21 protein-coding genes and 1 tRNA gene are annotated in these 23,270 nt (G+C 41.2%); 14 read left to right on the forward strand and 8 right to left on the reverse strand.

The features are described 5' to 3' along the window. Positions 1-101 precede the first annotated feature (101 nt). The 3 genes from ACQ4LT_RS03530 to ACQ4LT_RS03540 all read right to left on the reverse strand — a co-directional run bounded on the left by ACQ4LT_RS03530 (position 102) and on the right by ACQ4LT_RS03540 (position 4,942). Positions 102-1,397, reverse strand: coding sequence for a PQQ-dependent sugar dehydrogenase (locus ACQ4LT_RS03530; protein ID WP_445664638.1), 1,296 nt, complete (start codon positions 1,395-1,397; stop codon positions 102-104). Between the two features lie 263 nt (positions 1,398-1,660). Next, positions 1,661-4,012: a DPP IV N-terminal domain-containing protein gene (locus tag ACQ4LT_RS03535; RefSeq protein WP_445664639.1), complete on the reverse strand. Its 2,352-nt coding sequence runs from the start codon at positions 4,010-4,012 to the stop codon at positions 1,661-1,663. A 402-nt stretch (positions 4,013-4,414) separates the two neighbouring features. Next, complete coding sequence (locus tag ACQ4LT_RS03540) at positions 4,415-4,942, reverse strand: hypothetical protein (RefSeq protein ID WP_445664640.1); 528 nt, start codon at positions 4,940-4,942, stop codon at positions 4,415-4,417. A gap of 157 nt (positions 4,943-5,099) precedes the next feature. Here ACQ4LT_RS03540 and ccsA point away from each other — a divergent pair, with 157 nt between their 5' ends. The 6 genes from ccsA (at position 5,100) to ACQ4LT_RS03570 (ending at position 9,982) form a co-directional block, all read left to right on the forward strand. Next, entirely contained in the window at positions 5,100-5,768 is a 669-nt protein-coding gene (gene ccsA / locus ACQ4LT_RS03545; RefSeq protein WP_445664641.1) for a cytochrome c biogenesis protein CcsA, read from the forward strand. Beyond that, on the forward strand, positions 5,765-6,037 hold the full coding sequence (locus ACQ4LT_RS03550) for a CcmD family protein (RefSeq protein WP_445664642.1): 273 nt from the start codon (positions 5,765-5,767) through the stop codon (positions 6,035-6,037). Before ccsA ends, ACQ4LT_RS03550 begins: the two co-directional genes overlap by 4 nt. Continuing rightward, positions 6,034-6,432 (forward strand): cytochrome c maturation protein CcmE domain-containing protein, encoded by a 399-nt coding sequence (locus ACQ4LT_RS03555; protein ID WP_445664643.1) that lies wholly within the window; start codon positions 6,034-6,036, stop codon positions 6,430-6,432. The genes ACQ4LT_RS03550 and ACQ4LT_RS03555 overlap by 4 nt, the downstream gene beginning before the upstream one ends. Before the next feature lie 10 nt (positions 6,433-6,442). Further along, a complete protein-coding gene (locus ACQ4LT_RS03560; RefSeq protein WP_445664644.1) occupies positions 6,443-8,929 on the forward strand; it encodes a heme lyase CcmF/NrfE family subunit in 2,487 nt (828 codons plus the stop codon). Between the two features lie 159 nt (positions 8,930-9,088). Next, on the forward strand, positions 9,089-9,838 hold the full coding sequence (gene truA, locus ACQ4LT_RS03565; protein ID WP_445664645.1) for a tRNA pseudouridine(38-40) synthase TruA: 750 nt from the start codon (positions 9,089-9,091) through the stop codon (positions 9,836-9,838). Positions 9,839-9,910: 72 nt separating this feature from the next. After that, positions 9,911-9,982, forward strand: a tRNA-Asn gene (locus ACQ4LT_RS03570). Between the two features lie 47 nt (positions 9,983-10,029). Here the strand turns inward: ACQ4LT_RS03570 and ACQ4LT_RS03575 are convergent. Both ACQ4LT_RS03575 and ACQ4LT_RS03580 read right to left on the reverse strand, forming a co-directional pair. Further along, on the reverse strand, positions 10,030-10,290 hold the full coding sequence (locus tag ACQ4LT_RS03575) for an aldo/keto reductase (protein WP_445664646.1): 261 nt from the start codon (positions 10,288-10,290) through the stop codon (positions 10,030-10,032). Between the two features lie 111 nt (positions 10,291-10,401). After that, positions 10,402-11,352 (reverse strand): NADP-dependent oxidoreductase, encoded by a 951-nt coding sequence (locus ACQ4LT_RS03580; protein ID WP_445664647.1) that lies wholly within the window; start codon positions 11,350-11,352, stop codon positions 10,402-10,404. A gap of 333 nt (positions 11,353-11,685) precedes the next feature. Here ACQ4LT_RS03580 and ACQ4LT_RS03585 point away from each other — a divergent pair, with 333 nt between their 5' ends. Continuing rightward, on the forward strand, positions 11,686-12,435 hold the full coding sequence (locus ACQ4LT_RS03585) for an SDR family oxidoreductase (protein ID WP_445664648.1): 750 nt from the start codon (positions 11,686-11,688) through the stop codon (positions 12,433-12,435). Positions 12,436-12,789: 354 nt separating this feature from the next. On the opposite strand, the gene ACQ4LT_RS03590 is transcribed toward ACQ4LT_RS03585, so the two are convergent. Next, positions 12,790-13,638, reverse strand: a complete 849-nt coding sequence (locus ACQ4LT_RS03590; protein WP_445664649.1) for a universal stress protein — start codon at positions 13,636-13,638, stop codon at positions 12,790-12,792. A gap of 342 nt (positions 13,639-13,980) precedes the next feature. Then, the gene (locus tag ACQ4LT_RS03595) at positions 13,981-14,832 is read right to left on the reverse strand and encodes a universal stress protein (protein ID WP_445664650.1); all 852 of its coding nucleotides are present in this window, start codon (positions 14,830-14,832) and stop codon (positions 13,981-13,983) included. Between the two features lie 576 nt (positions 14,833-15,408). Here ACQ4LT_RS03595 and ACQ4LT_RS03600 point away from each other — a divergent pair. The 4 genes from ACQ4LT_RS03600 to ACQ4LT_RS03615 all read left to right on the forward strand — a co-directional run bounded on the left by ACQ4LT_RS03600 (position 15,409) and on the right by ACQ4LT_RS03615 (position 19,297). Next, positions 15,409-16,686: an NAD(P)/FAD-dependent oxidoreductase gene (locus ACQ4LT_RS03600; protein WP_445664651.1), complete on the forward strand. Its 1,278-nt coding sequence runs from the start codon at positions 15,409-15,411 to the stop codon at positions 16,684-16,686. A 20-nt stretch (positions 16,687-16,706) separates the two neighbouring features. Beyond that, positions 16,707-17,156 carry a DNA-binding protein gene (locus ACQ4LT_RS03605; RefSeq protein WP_445664652.1) on the forward strand — a complete coding sequence of 150 codons (450 nt, stop codon included), beginning with the start codon at positions 16,707-16,709 and terminating at the stop codon, positions 17,154-17,156. An 87-nt stretch (positions 17,157-17,243) separates the two neighbouring features. After that, complete coding sequence (locus ACQ4LT_RS03610) at positions 17,244-17,744, forward strand: hypothetical protein (RefSeq protein WP_445664653.1); 501 nt, start codon at positions 17,244-17,246, stop codon at positions 17,742-17,744. A gap of 380 nt (positions 17,745-18,124) precedes the next feature. Beyond that, complete coding sequence (locus ACQ4LT_RS03615; protein WP_445665060.1) at positions 18,125-19,297, forward strand: ferredoxin reductase family protein; 1,173 nt, start codon at positions 18,125-18,127, stop codon at positions 19,295-19,297. A 346-nt stretch (positions 19,298-19,643) separates the two neighbouring features. On the opposite strand, the gene ACQ4LT_RS03620 is transcribed toward ACQ4LT_RS03615, so the two are convergent. Beyond that, positions 19,644-20,180, reverse strand: coding sequence for a YciE/YciF ferroxidase family protein (locus ACQ4LT_RS03620; protein ID WP_445664654.1), 537 nt, complete (start codon positions 20,178-20,180; stop codon positions 19,644-19,646). A 216-nt stretch (positions 20,181-20,396) separates the two neighbouring features. Between ACQ4LT_RS03620 and ACQ4LT_RS03625 the strand changes: the two genes are divergently transcribed. The 3 genes from ACQ4LT_RS03625 (at position 20,397) to ACQ4LT_RS03635 (ending at position 23,249) form a co-directional block, all read left to right on the forward strand. Beyond that, complete coding sequence (locus ACQ4LT_RS03625) at positions 20,397-21,824, forward strand: PAS domain-containing sensor histidine kinase (protein ID WP_445664655.1); 1,428 nt, start codon at positions 20,397-20,399, stop codon at positions 21,822-21,824. An 11-nt stretch (positions 21,825-21,835) separates the two neighbouring features. Beyond that, positions 21,836-22,504 carry a response regulator transcription factor gene (locus tag ACQ4LT_RS03630; RefSeq protein ID WP_445664656.1) on the forward strand — a complete coding sequence of 223 codons (669 nt, stop codon included), beginning with the start codon at positions 21,836-21,838 and terminating at the stop codon, positions 22,502-22,504. Between the two features lie 292 nt (positions 22,505-22,796). Next, positions 22,797-23,249 (forward strand): Hsp20/alpha crystallin family protein, encoded by a 453-nt coding sequence (locus ACQ4LT_RS03635; RefSeq protein WP_445664657.1) that lies wholly within the window; start codon positions 22,797-22,799, stop codon positions 23,247-23,249. Positions 23,250-23,270 lie beyond the last annotated feature (21 nt).

The raw sequence follows: 23,270 nt of genomic DNA on the forward strand, positions 1-23,270 counted from the left end.
TCTGCTTGCAATTCTTACAAGTGTAAGTGTTTAAAAAAACAAACCCTCAGGATTTTGCAGAACCTGAGGGTTTGATAATTGATTAAATTAATAAGTAAATATTAGTTCCCGGTATAGACGATGCGCCATACTTTTCCTTCGACCGAATCAGAAATATAAAGGGATCCGTCCGGTCCTATTGCTAATCCCATTGGTCGGTGATCGGCATCATTTGGGGATTCTATTTCTTGGGTTCCTGCAAAGCCACTGGCAAATGTCTCATGCTCACCGGCTGGTTTTTCTCCATCAAAAGGAAGAAAAGAAACTCTGTATCCTTCCTGCATTTTGGGAGCTCTATTCCAAGACCCGTGAAAGGCAATAAAAGCCCCGCTGCGGTATTTTTCCGGAAATTGGTCTCCGTTATAGAAGAGTAAGTCGTTAGGGGCCCAGTGAGCAGAAAAAGCGTAAATCGGTTCTTCAAAATCTTCGGCTCGCCCTGTTTCTTCACCGTCGCCGCCGTATTCCGGAGCTAAAACCCGTTTTTCCTGAAAATGATCATAATAGGAATAAGGCCATCCGAAATTATCACCATCTTCGATAGCAAAGAACTCTTCAGCAGGAAGTTGGGCGTTTTCTTCTTCATCAAAAAGATCTGGCCAAAGTGCATTTAGTTGGTCACGTCCGTGTTGAACAGCATAGAGTTTCTCCACTGAGTTATTCCAGTCGAGTGCCACAGCATTGCGGATACCTGTTGCATAACGATGACCATCTTGTCGTTGATTCTGGCCGGATTCATCTGCTGAAAATTGCCAGATTCCTCCATGCCGTTCCAGCTGTGGACAGGGATCCTGTCCTGGTGATCCGGGGGTTCGCATTTCTTCTTGACAGGCATTAGAAGGGCCTCCGATGTTTACATAAATATTCCCCGCTTGGTCAAATGTAAATGACTTGGCGGCGTGTTGATTCTGCTCTGGCAGGCTTGTTACAATGGTTTCGGGTTTTTCATCGGGAACGAGCCCTTCATTGGGAAGGGGATATCTGAAAACTTCCAGATCAGAGCTTCGATAGAGATAGCCGTCGCGAATATCTACGCCGGTACCTGTATATTCCCCGAAATATTCAGTTTGATCGGCTATCCCATCTCCGCTGGTATCACGCAGAGCCGCGATGCCACCTTCTTGTTGTTTTTTACTCAGCGCCACGTAAATATCACCGTTATCACGAACGGTAATATGACGAGCTGGTCCAACATCTTCAGCGACAACAACGGCCTGGAAGCCGTCGGGCAGCTCCAACCCCCCGTTATTATCATCAAAAGCAAGTTCAGGCTGACTGCCCGAAGTGTTGGGCTCTGCGGTACAGGACATCAGCGCTAAACTTATCCCTAAAATAATTCCAATATGAGCTAATTTATGCATGAGTTACCCTAATTTTATTTTAATAAATAGTTTGTTTCAGCTTATTGATACGCTAACTAAAATTTAAAGAGCATCCAAAACATTCCGTTAGAAACGTATTCTCCAGAAAGTCGTTGGTATTATCTGACATAAGTAGACCATACATTGGAGAAGAGATAAATAGTAACGAACGAAATATCTACACGAATTAGGATATATAATAATAAACCCCTCCAAGATTTCACGCATCTTGGAGGGGTTTGTAGAAAGATTGGGGGACTCTTTTAATCTTCGGGAATATTGTAATCAATTTTATTGGGGCGATAAACACCTAACAGATGTTCGGCGAAATAGCGCCAGCGGAGGCGTTCGAAATAGGGGGAGTAATCCCTAAAACCATGTCGCTGACCGGGCAGCATCATAAAGTCGAACTTTTTGCCATTTTTAATTAATGCATTGGCCAATCGGATGGTATTAGCCGGGTGCACATTGTTGTCGATGGTACCGTGGACCAACAAAAGATGTCCTTCAAGATTTTGTGCAAGATCAATATTTGTTTCAATTTCCGACTGGAAGTCAGTTTCCGTTTTAACTGAATCGGATGAGGTGCTGTCGGCCTCTACTTCTTTTTCCACACCCTTAACGCCGTGATGGATTTCGCTCCACCATATATTATAGATATTGTTATCATGATTCCCGGCCGAAGATACGGCGACGTCATAAAAATCAGGATACGTAAACAGTGCCGCTGTACTCATAAAGCCACCGCCGGAATGTCCGTATATGCCTACTTTGTCTAAGTCGATAAAAGAGTGACGGGCCGCCAGTTGCTCTAATCCATATTTGTTGTCCTTGAGTGGATAATCACGTAAATCACCGTATCCATAATTATGGTAATACTTACTTCGGATAGGGCTTCCGCCGCGTTGTCCCATAGCTACGACCACAAACCCAAGCTGCGCCAGGGCCGTTTCATCGACGTGGCTAAAGCCAATAGGAAAGGGTTCGACTTGGGGACCGGGATAAACATAGGTGATGATTGGATAGCTTTTGGTGGAGTCGAAGTCGAATGGTTTCCACATGACGCCGTAAATATCGGTAGCATCATCGCCTGCTTTAACTTTAAATTTTTCCGGAGCTTGCCATCCGGCTTCACGCAGCCTGCTTACATCCGTTTGTTCAAGTTGAGTTATGATGTCTCCATCTCCATTTCGAACAACAGATTGTGTTGGCAGATCAACGCGTGAATAATTATCGACAAAGTAATTGCCGTTGTCAGAGGAACTAATTTCATGGGTTGCATTTTCGGGCGTGAGTCGCTCCATGTCAGAGCCATCAAAATTGACTTTGTAAAGCTGTGAATAGTAAGGATTCATATCGGCTTCACGGCCGTAGCCTTCGAAATAGAGGGTCTGCTCGGTAGTATCGATTTTTGCAATATCACCGGCAACAAAATATCCGTCGGTAATCTTGTTTTTGAGATTCCCATTTTTATCATAGCGATAAAACTGTCCCCAACCGGTACGTTCCGACCACCATATGTATTCTTCGCCCTCATTAATAATGGCCAGGTTAGCCAGCATTACATTAAAATAGGGATTACTTTCTTCGCTAAAGAGGACTTCAGTTTCGCCGGTATTAGTATTTGATTTTAAAACGTCGATCTTATTCCATTCGCGATTTCGACGCAACATATATAAATAGTCAGAGCCTGTTCCGGTGTAGATACCTCCGTTGTTAAAAAAAGCACCGCCAATGGCTTCGTCTTTCCAATCCTTTCGATCAGTATTAAGTTTAACTCCATTGGTTTTACTGAGCGTATCTGCTTTAAATGTCCATATTTCGTCTTGAGGTACGTTTTCTTCACCGGGCATGGGATATTTATAGGTTTCGAGCTCCGGACGTTCTTTTAGAGAGTTAATAACCCAAAGTTCCTCAACATCTCTTTGGTCAGTACGTTTGGCGTAAAGCTTATTGGAATCTTCGAACCATTCAGCCACCGATCGTAATTTCTTGTTACTGGTAGTATCACCGGCTTCGGCCTGAAAACTGTACCACCGTTCGCCGTCATCAGTAAGCTGATATTCGGTGCTGTCGGGGTCATCAGCTTTCAATAAATAGAGGTCGTGATTTTTTGCATAGGCAATCCAGCTGCTGTCGGGAGAGTAGGTTGCCCAGCGTTTATTGGATTCCTCTTTAAGCGAATCGCCCTTGATAAGTTCGTTATTTTCGAGCTTGTATTTAAAGTTAATGCTGTCGACGTGAAAGGTGAATAAGCCATTTTTCACGTTATATTCAAATTCGTTGAGCTCCAGTTTTTTGTGATTGAACGTCTTGCTAAAGTTTTCTGACAGTTGTGCGGCCATTTTTTTACGATCAAAAAGGGAACGTTTTTCTCCTTCTTCGGCATCTACAAAATACCAGTGTGTACCGGATGGATTTTCGTAGCTATACCAAAAGCGATCCTGATCCTCAATCCACTGGGGATTTACTTGGGTATCACCGGTCATTTTTTCCATACGATCTTCGGTGAATTGCTCGGCTGCCTCAAAGTTGGCTTGTTGGGCAAAAGCTCCAGTTGCAAAAGATAGGATGAATAGAAATAGTAACAGCGTTCGAGATAGATGTGTGAACATAGCTTTATTTGTACCTGTATTTTATTTTCGATCAATATTTATAAAAAGAAACTACTAATGCTAAATGTGAGGCCGTAAAAGAAAGTAAAAAGAAGGTGTCTACCCGGATTAAAATGCAAAGTATAGGAATGAGAGTAACGAATAGGTTATGGTAGAGATGAGGTTACCAGTACAAGTCAACTATAAGCAATGGTTATCCTGCATGATATTAATGTTATTCCTCCTGTCCTCCTTTTCCCGCCGAATGGCTCGGGGCAGGGAAGGAGGAACTTTTATAATGCTTTTAGAGTAAATAAATGAAATCCCTCTTGGCGAATAGGAATTTAGGGAGATTGGAAGAACATATATTCTTGGGTTTCAAATATTTTACGAATGAAACTATGGCCTTATGTAGTTTAATTTCTACTCAAAATGTTTTTTCTCTTTTTTGAAATCCTTATCTGACACGAGTCCCTGTTGCCACAGTCCCGTCAGGTAATCCATACGTTCCATTGTCCCAGGATCGCGATCAGGCTGTTCCGGCTTCGTACTTTCTTTCTTCTTTTGGCGCTCCTTTTGGATAGATATTGCTTTTTCAAGCATATCCTTTAAAACGAACGGATCAGCTATGCCGCGAAGGGTCATTGAGGTAGCCGTAGTTTCAAGCTTAATATCTCCAATGGAAGCTTTCTTTTGTAGCCAGCTCTGTTGTACAGAAACACTTTCGATATTTATCAGATCAATATTACGCTGGTATTTGTCATCGCGCGACGAAATCTGCGTGTCGCTAAAAGTATAGCTGTATTTTTTTTGTCTCTTGTAAATCCAGTAGAGTCCCAGTAGGCCAACTCCAAAAAGGGGGATAAATAATACCGAAAGGGTATATCCGAGTAAATGGTTTTTCCAGCTGGGCTGCAGTGTGATGGTTTTATCTGAAGTTTGATCGGCCATAATAGTTGAGCTTAATACCAGTTTATTGATCTGTTGTAAACTTAGTTAAAATTCTGGAAAGACTAAGGTGAAAAGACTAATTTTTCCAAAACAGATTTCGTATATTATCAGGCTTTCATAATCATCCGTCTCGTATTGAGGCAAGTTTTTTTTATTCATGAGACTAAAACCCTGGAAATATATTGTCGCTGTCTGGATGACCGTTGTTATCAGTGTCGGTTTTCTGATCCCCATTCCGGACATCCCTATTCTTAAAGAATCGGCGCGCAACCTGTTTTTGCATGTGCCCATGTGGCTTACCATGTCGGTCTGCTTTGCAGCGGGACTCTATTACAGTATTCGGTATTTGAACAACCCGATCATGAAGTTTGATCACAAAGCGGAAACCGCAACGCAGGTAGGACTCATTTTTGGTATTTGTGGATTGCTAACCGGATCCATTTGGGCGCGTTTTACATGGGGAACATGGTGGACATTTGCTGAACCGCGGATGAACCTTTCGGCATTGGGAATGATGATTTATGTAGCTTACTTTGTGCTGCGCACCGCTTTCGACAATCCCGAAAAAAGAGCTAAGATCGCGGCGGTATTTAACGTATTTGCTGCCACTACCATCCCATTTTTGCTGTATATCATTCCGCGCCAGTTGCCAAGTCTGCATCCGGGCGCAGATGGGAATCCTGCTTTCAGTGAGATTACGGCCCCTGAGCTGCGATATATTTTCTATCCTGCGGTAATTGGTTTTATTGGGTTGGCCGTTTGGCTGAACAATATTCTGAATCGCTACAAAACTGTAAAGTATTTAACTGATCAACAACGAACATGAATTTTTTACCAACTCAGGCACAAGAAGATACTGTTGCTGCCGTTGATACATTGACAGAGAGTTACTCCCAAAAGTGGGATGGTACTTCCGGATTGGATGAGGCAAGTCCGTTAATTCAAACGGTGGCCTCGTACGACCTTATTTTTATTGTATTGGGCGTTAGTCTTATTATTTGGTTTGTGCTTCTGTTTTTTATTATCAGGGTAGATAAAAAAGTGAGTAAACTGGAAGAAGAAATTGAAAAATCAAACGTAGAAGGAACTTCATGAAACCTAAACTGATCATTGGAATAATTGCTATAGTCGGATTTACATCACTGCTAATGTACAATTTTGGAAACAGCATTAGCACGTACGTAAATTTTGAACAGGCTGCCGGAATGGAAGGGGCCCACGTGGTAGGCAAGTGGGATGACTCTCAAGAGTATGGGTTTTCTATGGAGACCAAGCAGTTCTCTTTTTATATGGAAGATAAGGCCGGCAATGTTCATCGGGTGGTGTATCCCAAGCCTAAACCCAATAATTTCGAAGAGGCCGATCAGCTGGTTGTAATCGGTGAGATGCAAAACGGTGTTTTTTATGCCAACGATATGTTGATGAAATGTCCCTCGAAATATAACAATACCGATGGAGCTGAATTTGAAAGAGCAACGGCCTCAAAATAGTTAACATTTCATGATTGGATTTTTAGGAGACCTTTTTATCAACGCCGCATTTGTGAGTGCGATACTGGCGGCTATTGGATATTTTATATACGCCCAGAACGATACTTATAAGCACTTTAAAATATCGAATTGGCTATTCGGCTTACAGGGATTCTTCCTGTTGATTGCATCGGGATTACTGCTCTATGTTATTCTTACCCACCAGTTCAATTTTTATTACGTCTATAATTATACCAGCAGTGACCTGCAGCTCAAATACCTGATATCTGCCTTTTGGGGTGGTCAGGAAGGTAGTTTTATGCTCTGGATTTTGTTCTCCATCCTGATAGGGCTGGGCCTGATGAAATGGACTCGTGAGCCTTATCGCGGGCCGGTGCTCTTTTTCCTGACCCTCACACAGATTTTCTTACTGTCGATGGTATCTGGTATTTCTGTTGGCGATTTCCAGCTGGGCGCCTCCCCATTTCGTTCGTTGGCCGAGGCTATGCCCAACGCTCCGTTCTTGCAATCCAATCCCGATTTTGTACCGAAGGACGGTAAAGGGTTGAACGATCTGCTCAAAAGTCCCTGGATGATGATTCATCCCCCCATCTTATTTGTGGGATTTGCGATGATGACGGTGCCGTACTGTTTTGCGATGGCTGCCTTGTGGAAGCGTAAATACAATGAATGGGTAGATCCCGCACTGCCGTGGACACTGGGTGCCAATGTAGCACTGTTAACAGCTATTTTCTTGGGCGGATATTGGGCATATGTCACGCTTTCATTCGGCGGATACTGGGCTTGGGATCCTGTTGAAAATGCTTCGTTTGTACCGTGGCTGTTGGGTACCGCAGGTATTCATACGATGATTATACAGCGCAAGAGCTCGACTTCGCAAAAGGCCTCCATCATTTTTGCGATTTTGGCCTACGTAGCTATTGTGTACGAAACCTTTTTGACGCGTTCGGGAATTCTGTCCGACTCTTCGGTGCATAGCTTTGTTGATCTTGGACTATATAATCAGCTCGTGGCATTCATGGCGGCTGTTACTATCATTGGGTTGGGTCTATTTTTCTATCGATATAAAGAATTGCCATCCCAAGAAAAAGAGTCCAAATTTTTAAGCCGCGAGTTTATGACGTTTGCCGGAGCCATGATGCTTTTTCTGATTGGGCTTGTCATTATTCTGGGAACGAGTTCACCGATTATCGGGCGCCTGTTTGTGGAAAATCCTACGCCTCCCGAAGTCAGCTTTTACAACGAATGGACGATGCCGCTGGCTATCATTACCGCTATCATGACCGTGTTGGGGCAGTATTTATTCTGGAAACGTCAAGATGCAGAATCACTGGCCGCTGATCTTTTATGGCCGGTTGCTGTAACTTGCGTTGCAACATTGGGTACAATCATAATAGGAGATGTTCGCAATATCTATTATATGGTTTATCTATTGGCGGCATGGTTTGCTGTAATTGGTAACTCCGTGATTATGTATCGCTTGGTTCGTCAAAAACCGATACTTATTGGCGGAACACTTAGTCATATTGGTTTTGGAGTGCTTCTGTTGGGGATATTGGCTTCATCTGCTTATAACGAAATGTTGTTAGACGAATCCGTGAAAAAATATAATGCAGCCATTGAACGAGGAGAGGTAACTGATGAGCAAGGATTTCAGAAGACGCAGAAGGTGGACTTTCTGGAACTGAAGCTCAATCAGCCAAAAGTTATAGATGACCGTTATAAAGTTACCTACGAGGGATATACTCTTAAAAATCAGGAACGTCCGGGACAACAGGAGTATCGCATTAAATTTGAACCTGCCGATGGGGAAGGAGAACAGTTTGTGTTGAACCCCCAGGTATATCCGATGTTGTCATCGTCTTCGCAATCTGATATTCAATGGTCGGTTGATCCCGATGTACGTACGGGATTAATGAGTGATATATATTTATACGTTGCAGGAAGTTCATTTGTAGAACGACGAAATGAAGAGGCTAAAGAAGCTGCAGCAAAGAAAAGGGGCAATGCATCAACAGAAGAAGATTCCATTCAGGTGCAAGAAGTAAGCATTGGCCGTGGAGAAACTATAAAAGTGGGAGAATTTGATCTTACTTTTAACGACTATGTTGAAGTGGATAATCAACAGTTGAAAGACAGTACGATAGTAGCTATCCGGGCCAATCTCGAGTTAACACAGCGTGGGAGTGATTCGTCGGTACCACTCCGACCGTTGTTTTCTATTTACGTGCAAGAGGGAGAAAACTGGACCTATGCTCCGCCTATTGCCATACCCGGTTATGATGATGCGAGCATACAGTTTACGAGTGTAGATCCCTCAAACGGCGGTATTGACCTTAAAATACGGGGTATTGATACCCAGGTCGAAGAGCAATGGGTGCTACTCGTTGCCGAAGAAAAACCGTTTATATCTGTCGTGTGGTTGGGTACGTTTTTACTGATGGCTGGATTTAGCATTTCTATTTTCCGACATTGGGATAGAGAACGACAAAAATAAGCTTAACTATGCGTCGGCATATGGGATGTTTCCTTTCATCAATGGTTGACGTGTATTGCGGCTATCACAGAAAATTTATGATAATAGCTGGAATTCTAAATAACATTTTTGAAATTTTTAGTAGGATTTGATGTCAATCTAAAACTGGGGTTTTAGCTAATGCCGCAATATAAAATTTCGATAGAATTTGAGGGTACTCGGTATAGCGGCTGGCAAAAACAGCCAAACAGTAATACTGTTGAGGAGGAGATTGAATCTGGATTGTCGCGTATTTTGCCACAGCCGGTGGATGTAATCGGGCAGGGGCGTACCGACAGCGGGGTGCATGCCGAGGAGCAAGTCGCTCATTTTTACCATTCCGACGAGCTTGATCCGGATAAAGTGCTGTATGCACTCTTGGGGGTACTACCACACGATATTGCAGTTTGGAATATGCAAGAAGTGGCTGATGATTTCCATGCCCGATTTGATGCGACGGCGCGTCGCTATCGATATCAAATAATTCGCCGACCGGCTCCACTATTGCGATCCTTCTCCGAAATGGTGCTCGATGATCTGGATCTGGATGCGATGCATCATTGCGCACAAAAGATAAAGGGAACGCACAACTTTGACAGTTTCACAAAGCCGGATAACGAAAACCCGGATTCTGTTTGTAACGTGGTGCATTCATCATTTGCTGAAGATGAGTATCTGCTCTGTTATCATATCGAAGCCAACCGCTTTGTCCGCCACATGGTTCGCAGACTGGTAGGTACAATGATTGAGGTAGGGAAAGGAAAGCGAAAAGTAGAAAACTTTGTAGATATGATTGAAAAACCCAGCAAACAAAAAAACGGTCACGGTGCTGCTGCACAGGGACTTATTCTCGAAAAAGTTAAGTACGAAAAAAGCCAAAAAAATTCTTGACTTGAGTTACCTTAATCTATTATATTTGTGCTCTCTTTGAAACGGTTGAAAGATTTTCAAAAGGAGATATATTCCTCGGTAGCTCAGCGGCAGAGCAATCGGCTGTTAACCGATGGGTCGTAGGTTCGAATCCTACCCGGGGAGCTTTAAAGAAAAGAAGAACTAATCAGTTATAGCTGGTTAGTCCTTCTTTATTTTGTGGTATTTTGCTTCCGGCTGATTGTTAGGATCTCCCCCAAAGTCCCACGGACTTTTGTAGCGATAATAAGCTTTTCGCGATAAGACCCAGATTTTAATGCTATTGCCCCAGAATTGCTTCTGATTGACCAAAAGGAGTAGATATTGGCGGTATCAATAAAATGGATTCCCGAGCCAACTGCTTTTTTGATAAGTTTATCGGCTTGGTCTTGTTGATCGATGGCTTTCCAGTATGCTTCACCGCCGAAGGTCATGGTTCCGAAACAAGTAGTCCCGCATTTTCCAGTAAATTGTGCTTCATAATACTTATAACACTTTTAATGAGTAATAATTTATATGTAATCAAAATTCCTTGCTCAGTTCTTTTAAGGAGTAATAACGGTTTTTCCCCGGGTATGTAGCGACTCAATCTCTTGCATTGCTGTTGGCACCTCATCTAAATCGAAGGTTTTGGAAACGGGAACCTTTATTTTGCCCTCATCAGCCAGCTGTTGTATGTGCTTTAGCTGCTTGGCATTGGGCTCAACAAATACGTACTGAAATTCAATATCGTCCGGTATTTCCGGATCACTGTTGGTAATAGATATTAACTGCCCGCCACTTTTTAAGGTGTTAATACTTTGTTCCAACGAATTACCGCGCGAACAGTGGAAAATAAAATCTACGCCATCGGGAGCCACCTCTTTGACCGCTTCACCTACATTACTGACGCTGTAATCAATGGTTTCATCGGCACCGAGCTCTTTCATATAATCCTGATTTTTATCACTCGCAACGCCAATGACTTTCGCCCCAATCGTTTTAGCCAGCTGTATAGCCATCGTGCCAACACCACCGGAACCACCCAGGATTAGTAGCGTATCACCCTCTTTAAGATTCCCAAATTGAAATAGCGACTGGTATGCCGTCAATCCTACCAAAGGAATTCCACCGGATGCCTCTATCGAAATCTGTTGCGGTCGTTTAGCCAGATAACTTTCAGGAATAGATACGTACTCGGCAAAGGTTCCGTCCTGGACGGTGGGGCGACGAGCATAAGCATACACTTCGTCTCCCTTTTCAAATCGACGGGCGGCATAACCACGTTCTTTAACTACCCCCGCCATGTCCCAGCCCGGAATAGCGGGAAACTCTGCCGGGATAACCTCATTGAGCATTCCCCGAGCTACGGCGGCATCTACAGGATTTACCCCTGCTGCTTTCACGCGGACGAGGACTTCGCCTTCCCCGGGCTCAGGTCGCTTTATCGTTCCGGTTTTAATGTGATCCAGTTCTCCAAATTCTTCAAAATAAGATGCCTTCATTTGTGTGCTCATAAATACAAGTTGTGTTAAATATCCTTTAAATGATTGTGTAATGCCGAACGTCAAATAGCAAAGATACGTTTCGAAATACCTCTTGTTGATAGCATTATTGCTCACACCGTAGTTGATGGATTAAGCCATGAAAAAATCCTAAATATTGCTAATTACTTTATGATCGGGCAGGGATTCCCTTACAATAGCGTAATAAAATATGCGCTATTGTTCTAACATTGATGAAGATGGAACGGAATGGTTGAATTCCGTAGCAGATGAAGAATATAATAGCATCAACTAATAAATGTACTTTTTGAAATTCTAAATAGAATCAAAAATCAAACTAATATTATGAGTAACAACAATATTGAAGGAAAAGTCGTCGTCATTACCGGAGCAAGCAGCGGATTTGGAGAAGTTACCGCTCGTCATCTTTCAGAGCAGGGAGCTGCTGTAGCGCTCGGTGCGCGACGGACCAATCGAATAGAATCATTAGCAAAAGAAATAAATAATAATGGTGGCAAAGCCATTGCAGCAACCACCGACGTCACCGAACGTGATCAGGTAAAAAATCTGGTGGACCAGGCCGTAGAGGAATTCGGGCGCTTAGACGTTATGATTAATAACGCCGGAGTAATGCCACAAACACCGCTTGAAAATCTTAGGATTGATGAGTGGGATCAGACGGTTGACGTCAATATAAAAGGCGTCCTTTATGGAATCGCAGCAGCCCTTCCTTATATGAAGGAGCAAAAGAGCGGACACATTATTAACGTTTCTTCTGTTGCCGGCCATAAAGTAGGTCCTGGAAGTGTAGTGTATTCAGCAACAAAACATGCTGTTCGAACTATTTCAGAAGGCTTACGCCAGGAGGTTAAACCCTATAATCTACGAACAACTATTATCTCTCCGGGTGCCGTAGATACCGAACTGCCTTCCAGTGTTGGAGATCCTGATGTCGCTCCGCAAATCGAAGACTTCTATGATGAGTATGCCATCCCTGCTGATTCCTTTGCGCGAACGGTTGCTTTTGCCATCAGTCAGCCGGAGGAGATGGATGTAAACGAAATACTATACCGGCCTACAAGCCAAGAGCTGTAACATACTGTAAAGGTATCCTGACAGGTTGCCGAAAGTAATTTATATCGCAACCTGTCAGGAATTTTAATTTAATTAAAATAATACGTTTCTATTTCTTTATATTTTTCCTACAAATTTCTCTTCCGGCAAATCTCTTTTTTAAGATATTTCATCTTCCAATCGTTCTATATTTTTTTAAACTCTTGCTCGGTATATGAATGATTCTCAATCTTTATTTTGATTGTAATGTTAACCGTCTTTTAAGTAAAATCCTCGTCTAATTTGTAATTCCGAGGTTATGGATAAAATTGACTTTTGAGGATTTGATTGGAAGATTTATCTATTTTTTCCTGTTGTTGGCTTTGTAAAAAAGTACTATTGAATGTTTCTATCACCACTCAATACCATTAAGGGTATTTTGGAATAAAAAGCCATTTCTTTGGAATGATTTCTTTCTGCCAGTTTTTTCCAAAATGTTTTCTTATATCTGACCATCACTAATAATGAAGTGGAATGGTCGGCTAAATAATCAGTGGCCCCCGTAAAGAAATCATATTCTTGGATAGAGTAGAAATCGATTTTGTTGAAGTCGGTTTGACTTTTAACAAGATCCCGAAATCCTCTGAATTTGATTTCACTTTCCATGCTTTGTTCTTCGTCAACGTGAAGCACGTCAATTGCAGAATCAAATATTTTTGCTAAATCAACAGTTTGTAATAAGGCCCCAAGATCACCCTCCTTAAAATCAGTAGCAAAAGTAATCTTGTCGAATTGATCGAGAGAACTACCGTTTGGTATAGCCAGTACCGGTACCTCGGATTTAGTGATGATACTGGTGGTAACGCTGCCCAATAAAACATTGCGATTACCTGTGGCACCTTTGGTTCCCATCACAATTAGGTCAGGTTTTTGTGCCGTTATTTGATCAAGCAGATTTGTAGTTGGTAATCCGGATTGCAGGATGGTCGATATATTTAAATTCTTGTACTTGTCATCCTCTTTCAGCTTGGATATCAGTTGATCAAAAAGGTGAGATGTGCCTTGAATGTTTTCTTCTTTTGCTGCCTCAAAACTGGGCGCAAAATCCATAGTATCTTGATTTGCGTGAAACATTGTGAGTTTTGCACCGGTTTGCCTGGCAATTTCAGCAGCAAAAGGTAATGCCCGCTCGGCGTTCTTAGAGAAATCAGTTGGATAGAAGATATGATCAATTGAAAAATCCATAATGATAGCTTAATTATTTTGTGATATTATCTTCTCTTATTTAAGCACATTACATTTTTAATGTTGTAGTGAAATTATTTTGATATATGTAGGGGTTTTTCGCACTTGGATATTCGATTAAGTGAAATTGGGTTTTGTAAATTAAGAATAAGTGAGGCATCTGAAGATTTAAATCCTCCCTTATTTTCTCAGATTTATATACATTTAGTTGCATTTATAGAATGCATGTCTACCCAATTCGAGTCATTTTTCTGAGCAATTTCCTTGCATAAGTAAAGACATTTTGTGCAGGGTCAGAAAAGTCAGTTGGATCAGGGATCTCTTTTATATTATCTAATATGATTAGCTATTACCGCTATTGATAAATTCCGAGCCTGGTAATACCAGAAGCGGTACTTCTGTATAATAGCTCATCTCCTTCGATTCTTGTTTGGGTAACGGCGGAAAAGATTTGTCGTAATGCACCATTACAAGAAGTGAAATATTATCATTTTCTATCTTATTGATGATTGCTTCAAAAAAGGATTCGGATTCAGCAGCTTCAAATTCAATGTTAGGATAACTGTTTTGTTCCGTGACCATTTCCTGGAATCCGCGGAACATGATTTCGGCTTTGAGATCTTTTTTACCAGATGAATGGAAAATATTGATTTTAGAATCGTACAGCTCAGCCAATCCAGTTACAAATTGCAGGGCTTCTAAATCGCCATCGTTGTAATCGGTGGCAAAAACAACTTTTTGAAAGCCGTCGTAGGAAGATTCTTTGGGTACCGCTAATACAGGTACTTTTGAGCGCTGTACAACATCAGCCGTGGTACTGCCCCAAAAAAATCTTCCCAATCCTGTTCGTCCCTTAGCTCCCATAACTATCAGGTCGATATCTTGGTTTTTTACCTCTTCCATAATAGTATATATAGCCCGGCCCGTTTGGATATAAGTTTCTATTGTAATCTCTTCATACTTTTCATCTTCTTTGATCTCATCCATCATGGTATCAAATAGCTTTTTTACCCTCTCATTGAGACTATTTTTTACTTCTTCAATCATGGGCGCAAAATCATAAGGTTCCTCAATTGAATGCATTATATGCAGAGTTGCACCGCTGTTGAGAGCTGTTTCCAGGGCAAAATCCCGGGCATTATAGCTATTCTCAGAAAAATCAGTTGCGAATAAAATATTGTTAATGGCAGTCATAATTGATCCCTTTTTTAATATGGTTAATAGGTTGTAAGAAAATCACTCAGGGAAAAATTGTTGTAGTGATATGTTATCCATCGGTGTAGGGATATATTGGTATTCCATATATTCTATTGGCTTCAATGCGTATTTGTTAATTTTCATCATATATAATATAGTTTGACTCCTTTTTGTAAACCTTATAAAGGTTATTACCAATATTTAAGATATTCGAACATCATGATTTAGGTATTGTATATTCATAATCTGTGAGGGGAAATCCTGTATGAAATCGTCTGCTGGTTTTACCTATATGATCCTACCTTATTTAACTACAGAAAAAGTAGTAGCCATAACCGCATAAGTTGGAACGGCTTTTTCTACAATTATTACCGGCTTATTAATTGCCTACTTAAAAAGGAGAGAATGATGAGAGGAATATTACCTTTTTCGTACAGCAGCTGGTATGTAGGATGATGCCCTACATCTTTGTGAGGTTATTTAACTACATCAAAGTTAGGATTACACGCTTCATGAGAACCAATAAAAAATTCCGATCATGCTACAAATAACATTAAACAAATTTTGAAAACCATGGCTGCAAAACCTCATGTTCTCGTTTTGGGATGTAACTTCGCAGGATTGACCACCGCTCGTTACATCCGCGAATTTGCCGGTGATAAAGTAACAATGACCTGTATCGACCGGAAGCCATATCTATCTTTTATTCCGAATATTCCCATAGAAGTATGGAACAATAATAATCCGGCCGCGGAACTCCATATGCCATTTATGAAATTTCTCGAAAGAGATAATATTCGATTTATTCAGGGAGATATTCGTGATATTGATGTCATTCAAAAGAATGTATCATTTATACCTGCCGAGCGTTCAGGATCCCCGAGTGAAAATATGAGTTACGATTACCTTGTTATCGCACTGGGCAATCACCTCGCATTTGATAAGATTAAAGGATTTGCTGAGCACGGACATACGTTTACGGATACTTTTTATGGGGATGAAATCCGCCGTCATTTGCATGATGGCGGATATAAAGGTGGGCCTGTGGCCATTGGTTCTGATCTCTTTGTTCAGGGGAAAAGTGAGAAGTTGCCTAACGATCTGCCTGTGGCAGAAGCTGCCTGTGAGGGTCCCCCGGTAGAAGTGGCATTTTCTCTGGCCGATTGGCTTGAAAAACGGGGACAGGGCGGAGCTGAAAATATTACGCTGTTTACCCCTGCTGAAGTAATTGCCGAAGATGCCGGAGAAGAGATCCTCGACGAGTTGTTGCCTATGATGCAGGATATGGGGTATGGATATAAAGCCAACACCAGAGGAATAGAAGAGATCCACGAAGATGGTATAGAATTCAAAGATGGCAGTAGCGTAGAAGCAGAGTTAAAAATTATTTTCCCCAATTGGGAGGCACATGAATTTCTTAAGGAATTACCCATCTCGGATGACCAGGGATTTATTGTAACAGATCTGTATATGCGAAATCCCGACTATCCGGAGGTTTTTGCCGTGGGCGATGCAGCCTCAATAACAGTACCAAAGCTTGGATCACTGGGACATATGGAAGCCGAAGTATTGGCCCGGGTGATCGGTAAAGAAGTAGGCAACTACAGCCCGGATGATGAAATAGATCCTTTAGAATTTGAGCTGATGTGTATGGGTGATATGGGTGGAAATAAAGGATTCTACATGCATACCGACGAATGGTGGGGCGGAGATACAAGTATCCTGAAAATGGGATATACTCCTCATATGCTAAAGATGGGTTTTAAATCGATGTATTACACGCTGGGTGGAAAAATACCTTCCTGGGGTTTACCAGCCTCAGAATTTATTGCAGATCGCACAGTAATTTAAACTTTTAACAACCCACTATTATGAATACACAAGAAGTTATCAAAAATTTGAAGTTAGTGGGAGGAAGCCTCGCTTTACTAACAGCAGCTGGAATTGCTTATGGAATATCCAGAGGATTGAAATATCGAAAACGATATGAAAGAGATTTTGATCCTGATAAAGTTGAAGAACTTAAAGGTGAGGTCCTGGAGATTTCCCCAGACAGCGAAAAGCATGACGAGACACGGGGCAAGATTCTTATGCTGGAAACCGAAAATGGAAAGATTATTCCCGTTCATCTTGGTCCGGAGTGGTTCCTCAGCAACCAGCAAAATAAAATCAAAGAAGGGTACAAAATTACCGTAATTGGATCACTTGTAAAGTATCATAATAATGATGTTATGATTGCGGCACAGATTCAGTATGGTGATAACAAGTTGATTCTGAGAGATGAAAGCGGATTTCCCAGATGGCAAGGATGGGTAGAATAAAAGTCATAAAGTTTGACAGAATTCTGGCTACATAAATAACAGGTTAAACCGACTATTATAATTAATAATTAAAAACGTATAAGTATTATGGATGCTGCACACTTACATTTGCTAACGAATCATATTCCAATACTACTGACATTTCTTTCTGTTGCCATGCTGGTATGGGCATTAATCAGTAAAAACAGCGAGCACTATAAAATTGCGTTCATAGGATTTATAATTGCCGCTTTGGCAATGTTCGTTGTGTTTGAATCCGGTGAGGATGCAGAAGAAACCGTAGAAGAAATAGAGGAGGTGACTCATGATTCTATAGAAGATCATGAAGAGGCGGCTGATATATCTTGGTGGCTTACTATGTTGATGGGTATCGGTGGAATTGTAGGGTTATATATGAATAAGAAGAAAGCCAAAGGATTTAAGGCTTTTGTCTGGATTTTGCTGGCTTTTGCATTGTTGAATGCGGGATATCTTGCATATACAGGAAATCTTGGAGGACATATACGTCATACTGAAATATCTGATGACCAACAGACCAGCTCTGTAATTCCAGAAGCACCTGATGCTGATTACCGGACTATGTCATGACTGTCATTCTAAGAGAGCTTTATAAAACCAGTGTTACCCTGCATTTATTTCAGGGTCTGTAGCACTGGGTGTGTTAAGGCTTTTAAAGAGCGAGTGTTTATAGATGTTGAAAGAGATACTGAGATAAGCTGAGCACAGTAGTTCAGTATTACATTGGTGGTTTCGCAAAGCAAAGAAGCTGCTTAAAAAAATTTAGTCTATGCATTAGAATAAATGGTAAGGATCATTTAGATAATATTTAATTATTTAACAGAGGAAGTATCATTAATAAGAAAAAAATTGGGCCCTGGATATTCTGGCTGATTCCGCTACTGGCTATCCCACTTTGGTTAACAGCCTATCCTGAGACAACGTTTAAGCAAAGTGGCAAAGGATTTTTTATCTATTCCAGTCAGCTCTTTGCTCTTACCGGCTTCGCTTTTTTTGCGATCACATTTATACTGTCGGCGCGAATCAAATGGCTGGAATCCTATTTTGGTGGATTGGATAAAATGTATCATACCCATCATCGAATGGCCAAGGTTGCTTTTGTATTGCTGTTAATCCATCCCATTCTACTGTCAATCAGGTGGATACCGCAGGATATCGGCAAGGCATTCTGGTATTATTTTCCAGTGCACCGTCGGTTAGCAGTTGATTTTGGCAGTTGGGCATTGTGGGGGCTGATTATTTTGATGCTGCTGACACTGGTGATTAAACTCCCGTATGACAAGTGGAAGTTAACACACAAATTTATGGGTGGTGTTTTTATTCTTGGGGTCATTCATTTGTTTACACTTGAGGATCTGGCAGCTGCCAGTCCTTTATTATTTCTGTATCTGGTTATTTTATCCGTTGCGGCAATAGTAGCATGGGTTTATAAATCATTCCTGCTGGAATTTGTACTGCCAAAGCCCCGGTTTAAGGTTGCGAATGTAGATCGGTTGAGTGATCAAGTTATGGAAATAGAGTTACAAGCAGAAGAGAGTATAACTTTTACACCCGGTCAGTTTTATTTTTTCAGCTTTATTGCCCCGGATATTACACGCGAAACACATCCATTTACGGTCTGTAGTGCACCAGGACGAAAAAGAATAAAAATAATGGTAAAGGCTCTTGGGGATTACACCCAGAATCTTCATAAAAATTTAGATATCGATGCAATAGCATTGCTTGAAGGTCCCTACGGTCGGTTCGACTACAGGCAAGAATCAAAAAGCCAGGTGTGGATAGCCGGAGGCGTAGGAATTGCACCCTTTCTGAGTTGGGTCAGAAATTTAAAAGAACAGGAATCTGATATTGAGGCAGATTTGTACTACTGTGTAAACAGTAAAAAAGAGGCAGTGTATTTGAATGAGTTCAAAGAATTCGAGGAGCAATTTACCGGATTCAATATTCATCTGGTTTGTGCCGACCGGGAAGGCTTTTTGGATGCTCGTGATATTCCGGACGTGAAGCAGAAAGCCGTTTACATCTGTGGTCCCCGGCAGATGAGACAGAAATTATTAAAGGAATTCAAAATAATGGATGTGCCCAAGGAGAACATTCACTACGAAGACTTTGATTTCTTTTAGGGTTGATATTTACTCCCTCTTCTGAGTGGGTAAAGGTTATGTGTGATGAAGTTGATAATTTTAAACTAATTGCTTTGCTCTTGGGAGACTACCGCGACGAGTAAGATGCACAGATGAAGATATCTCCTGAAAATGAAAGCAGGGACGGTGATATTTATAACATATGCCTTTGCCCCTTCAATTCTCGTTCTGAGGGAGTTGTACTCCCGTTTAAAAGGTCAATAAGGTCGGTGGTACAACCACCTCCCAACAAATCAGTGAGTTCTGCAAAGGCCCCTAACAGGATATTTTAGTTTTATACTATACAATAGAACTATTTTGCCGTTTTCTACAGTTGTAAAGCTGATTATTTTTCAGACTTCTCTACAATATTAGTCCATTTAGCATCCGGATTAATCCGATCTTGGGCAAGGTCACTTAATCCCATATCGGCTCTTTTTTCTTCTCTCAGCGTTTCAAGCAGGAGTTCGGCAATATCGTGTTGTTCATGAGCTTTGGCATAGGCTATAGCAGTGCCATAACCGGCTATTTCGTAATGGTTGATATGCTGGATTGCTGTGACCAGTGCAGCATCGCGAACTTCTGGATTTTTACAGCGTTCGGTTAGTTTAAGAGCTTCATCAATGATGCCTTTTATGCCATCACATGTTTCCCCGGTAGGCTTTTCATTGAGTATCTTGAAGACTTCTTCAATTCTTTCCAGTTGCCTTTTAGTTTCTCGGCGGTGCATCTGGATGATTTCGTCCAGTTCAAAGGCGGTGACCTGTTCATCTGCTTTGAGGAGGTAGTTGAGCTGTTGGCGTTCTCCGTCATACAGGTCGCGCAGTTGTTCAAGCATAAGATCGTACAAGTCTAAGATCTCTTGTTTTGTTTTAGTTTCCATAATAGATGGATTATTTAATTTAATGATTCACTTCAAATATCTATCCTTTTTATACTAAGTTACCAGAGAGAAAAACAACAAAAGAGTGTAGGAAATATTCCTACAAAAGTGTGGGGGTAAAATGTAGGGCAGGGGCGATAAAAAAATAGTATGATAGGAATAGAATAGTTCCCTAAATTATTCGATAAAGGAATTTTTAATTATATAAGTGGCGATATGAACAAGATGGCCTTTAATGCAGACCTTTCCAGAAAGGATCTTGAAACCATACTGGATAACCTGCCAAGATTAGTGATGTTAATCGATCAGGATGGGACTATTCTGTACTGGAATGGGGGAGGTGAAAAGGTGTTCGGATATAAAGCAGAAGAAGTTGAAGGTAAACCGGTATGGTCCCTCTATCCAGATCGGGGTTCGGATGAATTTGAGGAAGAATTAGCCCTTTTAAAAAAGGGAAAAAGTATATCATTCGAAGTAGAAGGTCATCATAAGAATAATTCAAGTATCTGGCTGGATGTAAAGAGGGTTATGATAGAAAATAGTCAGGGAGAATCTATTATTCTGGGTACGGCAAGTGATATCAGTACGCAAAAAAAAGTGGAGTTCGAGTTATCCGAAAGTCAGGCTCGTACCGAAGCCATTTTGGAAACGGCCGTAGAGGGCATTATAACAATCGATAAAAAGGGAACTATTCAAGGTTTCAACAAGGCAGCGGAAGAGATGTTTGGATATTCCGCGGAAGAAGTTATGGGCGAAAATGTCAATATTTTGATGCCATCGCCTTATAACGAAGAGCATGATCAGTATATAGAAAATTATCTTGAGACCGGCGAAAAGAAAATTATTGGCATTGGCAGAGAGGTTCGGGGGAAAAGAAAAGACGGTTCTATATTTCCGATTGAACTGGCGGTTAATGAAGTCAGATTTGGCGATGAGGTTATCTTCACTGGTTTGATTAAGGATATAAGCAATCGGAGGCAATTGGAAAATGAGATATTAAAAATAGCGGAAGAAGAACGAATTAATTTAGGGCAAGAGCTACATGACAGCCTGGGACAAATGCTTTCCGGTATTGGCATGATCAGCCGAAACCTTGCTCGCAAGTTTAAAGCAAATGGATTACCGGCTGCGGATGAAATAGTGGAAATTGCAGATATGATAAAAGAGGCCGACGAGCAAGCCCGTCAGCTGGCCCACGGATTGGCTCATATTGAGCTTGAAAATGAGGGATTGGAAGTTGCTATCCATCGGTTATGTGAACGACTCCAAAGTTATTACGGTATTCAGTGTACATGTGAACTGTCTGATTTACTTGAAAACGAAACGAAATCCGTTTCGCTGCATTTGTATCGAATAGTACAAGAGGCTCTTAATAATGCTATAAATCATGGAAAAGCTGATCATATTTCGGTCAGTTTTGAAGCAAATGAAAATCATCTGCAACTGATTGTGGAAGACGACGGGATAGGTTTCTCGAAATCGGAGAGTATTGAAAATGAAAAGGGAATGGGTATAAAAACAATGCGTTATCGCGCCCATACCCTGGGAGGCAATTTAAGAATTAACAGAACATCGGATGGATGGACACAAGTAGTGTGCAGGATTCCTTTAAATAATTTACAACAAGAACAAATAACAAAATAGGTATAATAGTTATGGCTGATGATTATAAGCAAAATATTATTGTTATTGATGATCACCCGATGATGCGTAAAGGGTTAAGTGAGACATTAAATGCTGAACATGGCTTTGAGGTGATAGATCAATTTGAACGGGCTGAAGAAGTGTTGGAGAAATATGATGATCTTTCCCCCGATCTGGCGGTTATAGATATTTCTCTGCCCGGTATGAGTGGGTTAGAGCTGCTCAAACATTTGGTCTCACGAGATTCTGATTTAAAGGTACTGATTGTTTCGCGTCATGAAGAAAACCTTTATGCTAAACGTGTGTTGCGTGCAGGGGCTAAGGGATATATCATGAAACAGGAGGCCGGAGAAGTGTTGGTTAAAGCTGTTAGAAAAATATTAAACGGGGGTATTTACGTAAGTGATGAGGTCAGTGAAAAGTTGCTGTTGGGAATGGCACAGGGACGCGATGATATTTCAGAGTCTCCCCTTGAGCAGCTTAGTGACCGGGAGTTAGAGGTGTTTGAATTTACCGGCAAGGGGAAAACTACCCGTGATATTGCCGAAAAACTTCATTTGTCAGTTAAGACGGTAGAATCGTATCGGGCACGTATAAAAACCAAGCTTAACCTGGATAATGCCACAGAGCTTATGAGGCATGCGGTAAAATGGGTGGAAGGCGAAAAAAAGCAGAAATAAAGATTTAGATCTCGACTAAAGGTTTTCTGTCTGACTTCCGGATATTGAAAATTAGGTTCCGGTTCTTATCTATTAGAATAACAATCCTTTTCTATTAGCACCATATCTCTAATTTGAATCTGTACTTTTTAAGTAGTGATGTAGGGAAATCCACTAAAAGCTCTTCTTCCAATATCCTACAGATAGCTTGAGACTCTCACCGAGTAATAAGATTTCTCAGGTTGGTTTTATTGGTACTGTACACTAAAAGATAGGCATCCTGCTTATCTCTAATTTTAAAAGGTATAGTATTATGAAAGCACCAACCAAATATTCAGAATTGTCACCGCTGGAAGCTATTCGAAGAGATCTGGATCGCATCTTTGATGAGATTTCTCCCCTTTCAAAAATGCGAAGCAGTAATGGTGGAAATGGTATGGAATTATGGGCACCTGATACTGATGTGAGTGAAACTGATAGTGCTTATATGGTGAGCGTTGACTTGCCCGGTCTTAGTAAAGAGGATGTCGAGGTTAGTTATAGCGACAATCGATTAACCATCAGTGGCAAACGAAAGTATGAGGAGAAAGAAGAAGAGGAGGATTTCCTCCGCAAAGAGCGATATCACGGCACTTTCACTCGATCTTTTACACTACCCTCAGAAGTCAAAGCAGATGATATAAAAGCTAATTTTAAAGACGGTGTATTATCTGTGAGGATTCCCAAAAGTGAAGTTAAAAAATCCAAGCAGATAAGTATCGAATAATTAATATAGCGTATTCTTAAA

This window comes from Fodinibius sp. AD559 (assembly GCF_052712805.1).